The following is an 8187-nucleotide window of genomic DNA, read 5'->3' on the forward strand; positions in this document are numbered from 1 at the left end:
CGGGAATGCAGACTGTTCCCGGATTTTTTTTATCCGTAAACTGTTCGCCCGAAGAAGAACAACAAGGAACAGTTTCATGGGGACACGTTCTGGGCGCACACCTGTTGCGGCACTCAACATCATTGCGACCGGCAGCGCGTTGCCGGCGACTTGTATCACCTCGGATTCTCTGGACTGCCAGCTGGGTAAACCGGCGGGCTATGTGCGTCAACGTTCCGGTATTGAGCACCGTTTTCATGCCCGGCCTGATGAAAGCCAGGCAGAACTGGCCGCGCAGGCATTGCACAATGCGCTGGCAGCACAGGCTATTTCCCCATCCTCCATTGATCTGCTGATCAGCGCCAGCGCCATTGGCATCCAAGCGTTGCCCTGTAGCGCGGCGCACATTCTTAAAGCCGCGGCGATGCCTGCCGGTACCGCCGGATTTGATGTCAACAGCAGTTGCGTCAGTTTTATTACTGCACTGGACGTAGCGGCGGGACTGCTGGCGACCGGCAGCTACCGACGCATTGCGATTGTTGCGGCTGATTTGGCGTCCAGAGGGATCGACTGGCAGCATGAGGAATCTTCGTTGATCTTTGGCGACGGCGCAGCCTGTGCCATTGTTGAGCGTGGCGATGGACATAGCGGGGTGCTGGCCAGCCTGACGGAAGTCTACCCGGAAGGGAGCGCACTGTGCGAGATCCGCGCCGGTGGAACCCGGCGTAACCCACGCTCGGGCATGCATGACAGCGATTTTCTGTTTCATATGCAGGGGAAACCTCTGTTTCGCTTTGCTTCCGCGCGAATTGAAGGCTTTTTCACCCGTCTGCTGAACAAGAGCGGGTTGACGCTGGCTGACATAGCAACGGTGGTGCCGCATCAGGCCAGCCATCTGTCGCTGGAACATATGCGCAAGCGGCTGGCGGTGCCGGACAGGATATTAATTGATATTTATCGCCATCACGGCAACCAGGTCGCGGCGTCGATCCCGACCGCACTGCACCACGCCTTCAGCAGCGGAAAGGTGCGTTCTGGAGAGCCGGTGTTGTTGATAGGAACAGCGGCAGGGTTAACCCTGTCTGGTATGGTGTTGCTGCCGTGAGGGTGCTGGTCACGGGCGCAACCAGTGGGCTTGGCCGCAATGCGGCACAGTGGCTACTGGAGCAGGGGCATCAGGTGATAGCCACCGGGCGCAATCGCGAAGCGGGCGCGGTGTTGACCGCGTTGGGGGCGTCGTTTATGCCGCTGGATCTCGCGACCGCCAGTGTGGCGCAGTGCCTGCCATTAATGAAACACTGCGACGCGGTATGGCACTGCGCGGCCAAATCCTCGCCCTGGGGCAACCGTGCATCATTTTATCAGGCTAATGTGCGGGCAACCCAAACGCTTGCCGGGGCTGCGGGGCAGCTCGCTGTTCCGCGCTTTGTGCATATTTCGACGCCAGCAATCTACTTTGATTTTCGCCATCATTACGATGTGCCTGAAACTTACCTGGCACGCCAGTTTGCCAGCCATTACGCCCGTTCCAAATATGCTGCGGAGCTGGCAATTCAGGCCGCGGTTGCCAGCCACCCGCAAACAACATTTGTGATGCTGCGCCCGCGAGGCTTGTTTGGTCCGCACGATCAGGTCATTGTCCCGCGCCTGTTGCAGCAACTGCAACGAGATGGCGGTGTACTGCGTCTGCCGCGTGGTGGTGAAGCGCTGCTGGACTTAACCTTTATGCACAATGTGGTGCATGCAATGACACTGGCGACGCAGAACCTCGCCGTGCGATCCGGGGATGTCTTTAATATTACCAATCACCAACCCCAGCGGCTGGCAGCGATGCTTGATGCCCTGTTTCATCAGCAGCTTGGCCTCAATTATCGGATTAAATCGGTGCCGTGGCCGCTGTTATCGCTGGTGGCTCGCGGCATGTCGCTGGTCGGCGCTTGTCGCGGTAAAGAGCCACCGATCACCCGCTACAGTGCAGGAACGGTCTGCTTTGATATGACGCTGAGCGCCACCAAAGCAGAGCAGGTTCTCGGTTATCAACCGCAATTTTCGCTGGCAGACGGTATTGCCCTGACTGGAGAGTGGATAAGGACGAATGGCAAAAATCACCGGCTTTGAAGTGGGCTATTGCACGCATTTGGGCTGCATGGCGCTGAAAGGCGCAGGCTTTCGTGTCTGCAAGTTTCCCTCTCGCGCCTGGTTACTGGAAGTCGGCGAACGGTGCTGGCTTTGGGACACGGGGTATGCCTCATGGTTTGAGCAGTACAGCCGGGAAGGGGTGTTTAACGTCTATCGCCAGTTGACACCGGTTTATTTCGACGAAAAGCAGTCGCTCGCGCAGCAACTGCTCGCGCAAGGGCTAGTGGGCCGCGATATCGACGGCATTATTTTGTCGCATTTTCATGCCGACCATGTCGCCGGGCTGCGGGATTTTCCGGGTGTGGCCAGCATCTGTTCCGGTGAAGGCTGGCAGCAGGTGAGAACGCTGCGTGGCTTTGCGGCGCTGCGTCAGGCTTTTATTCCGGGCTTGATCCCGGAAACATTTGAGTCAACGGTACAGTTTATTGAGCACTTCCCGACCCTGACACTGCCCGCTGCGCTGGCACCTTTCGGGCAGGGATACGCGCTGCCGGGTAGCGACGGGCAAATCATCCTTGTGCCGTTACCGGGTCATGCTGCGGGGCATATCGGCGCGTTTGTGTTGACCGATAATGGCTGGACATTGCTGGCGGCGGATGCGGCCTGGTCTCCCGTCAGTTACCAGACACTGCGCGGGCCTTCGCAGCTGGCAAACCTGGTGCTAAGCGATACGAGGGCGTATTACCACACGCTGACGCAGCTTAACCAGCTCTGGCAGCGGGGTGAGGCGGAGATCCTGTTGTGTCATGAGGGCGATATATGAATCTGGCTGGCTTGTTAGGGCGCTATTTTCTGATTCGCCGCCGCCGTTTTCTCTCCCGTGCCAGCCTGGAAGCCTGGCAGGCAAAAAGAATGGCGGCTTTTCGCCATCGGGTTCTGGTTAATAGCCCCTGGTTTAAACCCTGGCTTGATAAGCCGTTTACCGAATGGCCATTGATGGACAAAGCGCTGATGATGACCCACTTTGATGCGATGAACACAGCGGGGTTGCGGCGTGATGAACTGCTGGCCTGCGCGCTGGAAAGCGAACACAGCCGGGATTTTTCGCCAACTGTCGGCCGTTTCAGTGTCGGATTATCGTCAGGCACCTCGGGTCAGCGCGGTTTATTTGTCGTCAGCCCGCAAGAGCGTCAAATCTGGGCAGCCGGGGTGCTGGCGAAATCCCTCCCGGACGGATTATTCGCCCGCGAGCGGGTGGCACTCTTTTTACGTGCCGATAACCAGCTTTACCAGAGCGTAAATAGCCGCTGGCTGACGCTTGAGTTCTACGATCTGTTGCAGCCTTTCGCACAACAGATTGCCCGCCTGCAGCAGCAATCTCCGACGTTGATCGTGGCGCCGGCGCAGGTGCTGCGTGCCATTGCGCTGGCCGTCAGAGCGGACGATCTGGCCCTGAAGGTGAAAAAAGTGATTTCTGTTGCCGAGGTCCTCGAACCGCAGGATCGCGCTTTGTTGCGAGACGTTTTTGGCGAGGTGGGTGAAATCTATCAGGCGACGGAGGGCTTCCTGGCTGCGACCTGCGCCCATGGCACACTGCATCTCAATGAGGAATTTGTGCACATTGAACCGCAATGGATCGATGAACGCCGCTTTGTGCCGGTGATCACCGACTTCACCCGGCGTACTCAGCCCATCGTGCGATATCGTCTGGATGATGTACTCACTGTTCGGGATACCCCCTGTCCTTGCGGAAGTGTCACGCGGGCGATTGCACACATTGAAGGGCGGCATGATGATCAACTGCTGCTGTCTGATGAACGTGGGCGCTGGCGACCGGTCTTTGCCGATGCCTGTAGTCGCGTTCTGGCGCAGGCATTACCGCTGGAGGCGGATTATCGTCTTGTACAGACCGGAGCGGCACAGATCCACCTCACTGCAACCTGTGATGCCGGCGTGCTGGTTTCCTGCCGGGATGCACTCATCAACTGGATGGCAGGCGAGGGCATCGCGACAGAAACATTGCGCTGGACGCTATCTGCTGGACCCATAGACGGTCTCTTTACCCATAAGCGGCGGCGCATTATCCGTCAGTGGAACGGGGTATGAAGATCCTTATCACGGGTGCGTCCGGCTTTATCGGCGGTCGGTTACTGTCTTATCTTGCGGATATTCCAAATGTGGCGGTACGCGGTGTGGGTCGCCGACCGCTGCCACACTCCCCGCACTACCGTGCGCTGGCACTGGAGCGGCTCGACGAACTGGATTTTAGCCCGCAGGTGGTTATCCATGCGGCGGGGCGGGCTTCCCCCTGGGGTACGGCGCAGGACTATTACCGCGACAACGTCGAAACCACGCAGCAGGTTATCGCTTTTTGTCGCCGTAAGGGGTTGCCGCGCCTGATTTTACTCTCCAGTGCTGCTGTGTATTATCGCTTTGCGCATCAGTATGCGCTGCGAGAAGACACCCCTGTCGGACCGCCATTCACCAGTGAATATGGACGCAGCAAATATCTGGCCGAGCAGGTGCTGGCGGATTATGTCGGTGAAAAAACGGTACTCCGGCCTTGCGGCATTTTCGGTGCTGGGGACACGCTACTCTTCCCACCGTTAATCACTGCTGCACGTAAGCGGCAACTGGTGCGTTTGCGCGCTGAAAATATCCCGGCGCGGACGGATTTGCTGCATGTGGATGTGTTATGCGACTACGTGTGGCGTGCTGCTAATCATGCCCCTTTACAACCTTGTTATAACCTTACGGCCAATGCATCCATGGAGATAGAAACCCTGCTCGACGAGGTATTAACGCAGATGGCGTTACCCTTACCCCAGCGGACAATGGGCGTTGCCACAGCATTGCGTTTTGCCGGAGTGATGGAGCGCTTGTGGCGCTGGCTGCCGCTGCGTGGCGCGCCCCCCATCACCCGTTTTGGCGTGGGTGTTTTTGGCTATTCCGCAACGCTGGATGTAACACGGATGCTGGCCGATTTTGGTCCGCCTGGGCGTACGTTTTCTGCGACGCTGTCGGCGTTTCTGCACCAACAGGAGAGACAAAAATGATGCTGATAGCGCTAAGCTGGCTGGCTATCCTGCTGTTTAAACTGGTTTTTGCTCTCCGCGTAATGCGCGAGCAAGCCACTGCTGCACAGGGAGAACTGCGCCGTCTGACGGTGGCGCAACCGATCCTCAGCGGCGATCCGGCACTGGAGTCGGTACTGGAGTCTGCGCTGATGGCACTCAGCGGTGCGCAGTTTATCTGGCTGATTGACGAGGATGATGCCGAAGCTGCCGCCATCACGGCGCGGATTGTGCAACGTCATCCTCAGTGTGCTGTGCGCATTATTGTGACGGCTGCGCCGCCGCAAGGGATAAATCCAAAACTCTTCAAGCTTGAGCGCGCGCGCGCAGTGGCGCAAACGGAGATCTTTCTGGTGCTGGATGATGATGCGCTGCTCAGCGCACGCTCAGCCAGTAAGATGATCGGCGAACTACGTGACAACAGTCTGGTGACGGCATTGCCCTGGTACCGGCCTGCACATAACCTGCCTTCGCGCCTGCTGGCGCAGTTCGTCAATGACAATTCGCCGCTGACTTACTTGCCGTTGGTGCCTTTCTGCGCACCGCTCACCCTTAATGGTATGTGCTATATGCTGCCGCTGGCCCTGTTGCAACGGATTGGCGGGTTTGCGCCTATCGAGCGCCATCTGACGGATGATCTGGCGCTGGCGACCCATCTTACCCGGCAAGGAGGAGAGATTATTCAGTCTGCGGCGACCGTGCGGGTACAGACCAGTATTATCGATGTTGGCCACTACAACCGGCAAATGCACCGCTGGTTTCTGTTCGCCACCCTGTTGCTCCGCGAGAAAAGCGTGGCGACGAGACTGGCGATTTTCCTGTTGCAGGGGCTGCATCCATTGCTAATGTGGGCGATGGTCATACTGGCACTGACTGGCATGACGCCTGCGCTGGTGCTGGCGGCGGTCCTGCTAATACGCCACCTCGCTTTGCGTTGGATACAACGACAGGTTGCTGTAGAGATCACACCGCATCCGTTGTTGTCGCTACTTTCGGAATTGTTACAACCGCTTCATCTGTTACATGCCCTGTGCAATCGAACGATTACCTGGCGCACCCGCCGTTACCGGATCTACAGCAATGAGCGTTTCACCTCCCTATGAGCAGAGCGCGTTTACAGTACGTTTTTATTACGGGCAGGAGTCGTTGGGGAAACTGGGCGCTGAGTCCACAACAACAGGCCTTCATGCATGCGATCAGTGATGAGGCGCAGCATTGCGTTGCGCGTAACTTTCCCTGGTTGCCACAGCAGGAATCCTGGCGCCAGACGGGGATCGTGCGCGCCAGCGTCAGTAATATGCTGGAGTACCTGGCATCGCGGCACGCACGCTTTGCCCGCCGTTACCGTGAGGCGGCCTTAGAGATGCTGGCCGGTGCCGATCAGACCATAGTACTGGCGGGAAGTTGCGGACTGGAACTGTTTAATAATCTGCATTTACCTGCTGAAGTGATGCCGCGCATCGCGATTTTTGCATATGGCCCGGTCGCACGGCAGCGACCGGGGTGCCGCCATGTGTTAGTACAAGGGCGCACAGATTATATTTCACGTTGCTGGTTTCCCACGCCAGACAAACAGATAGAGAGTAGCCATATGCATTACCTGACTCAGCCGGAACTACCGGCGTTATGCCGTGCCTTTGTGGCCGATATTCACGTGCGGGGCCGCTAAATGGAACGTTTGCTGGCTTTGATCCCCCCGGGCGTAATCCATATCGATCTGTTGGCGCCGCCGTTTGCCGGACATTTACATCCGGTCCTGGCAATGGGCAGGGCGTTGTCGACACATTATCAGGTGCGCATTATTAGTACCGAAGGGGCCAGAACCCGTATTGAAGCCGCAGGGCTGACAGCGTTGCTGCTCCCCGGCGATTATGACTCTCCTTTGACCGCAGTGGTGAACCCGCGTTATGCCGTGAAGTCAAACCCGCAGCGCCTCTACCGGCAGTTTAAGCGGGTAGTGGGGTTGCTAAAAAACTTCGCCGATGAACTGACGGGCGTCTGGCAGCAACAGGGTAAACCGGATTTAGCGATTGCAGATTTCACCCTGCCGGTGGTGGGTGAAGTATGCCGTCGCCTTGCTGTCCCCTGGTGGACCAGCATGCCATCACCCTGCGTGATGGATACGCCTGATGGTGTACCAGCGTATTGCGGCGGGTTGCTACCGCCGGTCAATGCGTTACAGCGCTTTACGCAGACGTTACATCGTCACAAAGTGCGCGGATTTAAACGACTACTCTTCAGGCTGTTCCGCCAGACCATCCGCCAGACGGGAATTTCTTCCCTCTACCGGCAGGATGGCAGTGAAAATGCCTACTCGGCGGAGTGCATTCTGGCACTGGGGGAGGCGTGGTTCGAATTCCCGCGAAGCTGGCCTGCCGCGGTCAGGTTTATTGGCCCGGCGCTTTATACGCCACCGCTACCGACTGCTGCACCCCCCTTTGTTGCCGGAAAGCGTCATGTACTGGTGACATTAGGCACCCATCTGGACTGGCATAAAGAGGCTGTCGTGCAGGCCGTGCAGCAACTGGCACAGACGATGCCTGACTGGGTGTTCCACTTCACGGATGGCGATATGGCTGCGGGCGGTGTGACCGGGCAGAAAAACGTTGTACGCTTGCCGTGGGTCGATTATGACTGCTGGCTTGCGCATTATGATGCCGTTATCCACCATGGCGGCGCAGGCATTCTGTGGCACTGCCTGCAACGTGCGATCCCCTCGCTGGTTTACCCGGTGGATTATGACCAGTTTGATCATGCTGCACGTCTTCAGCATTGTGGGAAAGGCATCTGGCTACGGGGAGGCGTGCAGTCAATTGCCGGCGCGAAATCAGCATTGCAGAGGGTGGTGGAGCGGAAAGGGAAGTAAACTGGCCCGGAACGGATGGCAACGTTCACTCGCTGTCGCTCGGGTCGAACCTTAATCGAAGCTTCTCATCCTTCCCCGTTGGGTGAAGTCTGAAAATTCTGAGTTGATGAGTCAGCATGGGATTTTATGAAGTGATGGTGGTGGGGGAAGGATTCGAACCTTCGAAGTCGATGACGGCAGATTTACAGT

The 8187-nt window shown here is 57.6% G+C and carries 8 protein-coding genes; all 8 read left to right on the plus strand.

The genetic code is table 11. The features are described from left to right. Positions 1-76 precede the first annotated feature (76 nt). The 8 genes from RTX30_RS10435 (at position 77) to RTX30_RS10470 (ending at position 7998) form a co-directional block, all read left to right on the plus strand. Positions 77-1084, plus strand: a complete 1008-nt coding sequence (locus RTX30_RS10435) for a 3-oxoacyl-[acyl-carrier-protein] synthase III C-terminal domain-containing protein (RefSeq protein ID WP_312689487.1) — start codon at positions 77-79, stop codon at positions 1082-1084. Continuing rightward, positions 1081-2097: an NAD(P)-dependent oxidoreductase gene (locus RTX30_RS10440; RefSeq protein WP_312689489.1), complete on the plus strand. Its 1017-nt coding sequence runs from the start codon at positions 1081-1083 to the stop codon at positions 2095-2097. Before RTX30_RS10435 ends, RTX30_RS10440 begins: the two co-directional genes overlap by 4 nt. Continuing rightward, on the plus strand, positions 2075-2881 hold the full coding sequence (locus tag RTX30_RS10445; RefSeq protein ID WP_312689491.1) for an MBL fold metallo-hydrolase: 807 nt from the start codon (positions 2075-2077) through the stop codon (positions 2879-2881). The genes RTX30_RS10440 and RTX30_RS10445 overlap by 23 nt, the downstream gene beginning before the upstream one ends. Beyond that, the gene (locus RTX30_RS10450; protein ID WP_312689493.1) at positions 2878-4164 is read left to right on the plus strand and encodes a F390 synthetase-related protein; all 1287 of its coding nucleotides are present in this window, start codon (positions 2878-2880) and stop codon (positions 4162-4164) included. Before RTX30_RS10445 ends, RTX30_RS10450 begins: the two co-directional genes overlap by 4 nt. Continuing rightward, the gene (locus RTX30_RS10455) at positions 4161-5114 is read left to right on the plus strand and encodes an NAD(P)-dependent oxidoreductase (protein ID WP_312689495.1); all 954 of its coding nucleotides are present in this window, start codon (positions 4161-4163) and stop codon (positions 5112-5114) included. The genes RTX30_RS10450 and RTX30_RS10455 overlap by 4 nt, the downstream gene beginning before the upstream one ends. Continuing rightward, positions 5111-6235: a glycosyltransferase gene (locus RTX30_RS10460; protein ID WP_312689496.1), complete on the plus strand. Its 1125-nt coding sequence runs from the start codon at positions 5111-5113 to the stop codon at positions 6233-6235. The genes RTX30_RS10455 and RTX30_RS10460 overlap by 4 nt, the downstream gene beginning before the upstream one ends. Before the next feature lie 83 nt (positions 6236-6318). Continuing rightward, the gene (locus tag RTX30_RS10465) at positions 6319-6801 is read left to right on the plus strand and encodes a hypothetical protein (RefSeq protein ID WP_312689497.1); all 483 of its coding nucleotides are present in this window, start codon (positions 6319-6321) and stop codon (positions 6799-6801) included. Next, the gene (locus RTX30_RS10470) at positions 6802-7998 is read left to right on the plus strand and encodes a nucleotide disphospho-sugar-binding domain-containing protein (protein WP_312689499.1); all 1197 of its coding nucleotides are present in this window, start codon (positions 6802-6804) and stop codon (positions 7996-7998) included. Positions 7999-8187 lie beyond the last annotated feature (189 nt).

The organism is Kosakonia sp., from assembly GCF_032052965.1.
Taxonomy (GTDB): Bacteria; Pseudomonadota; Gammaproteobacteria; order Enterobacterales; family Enterobacteriaceae; genus Kosakonia.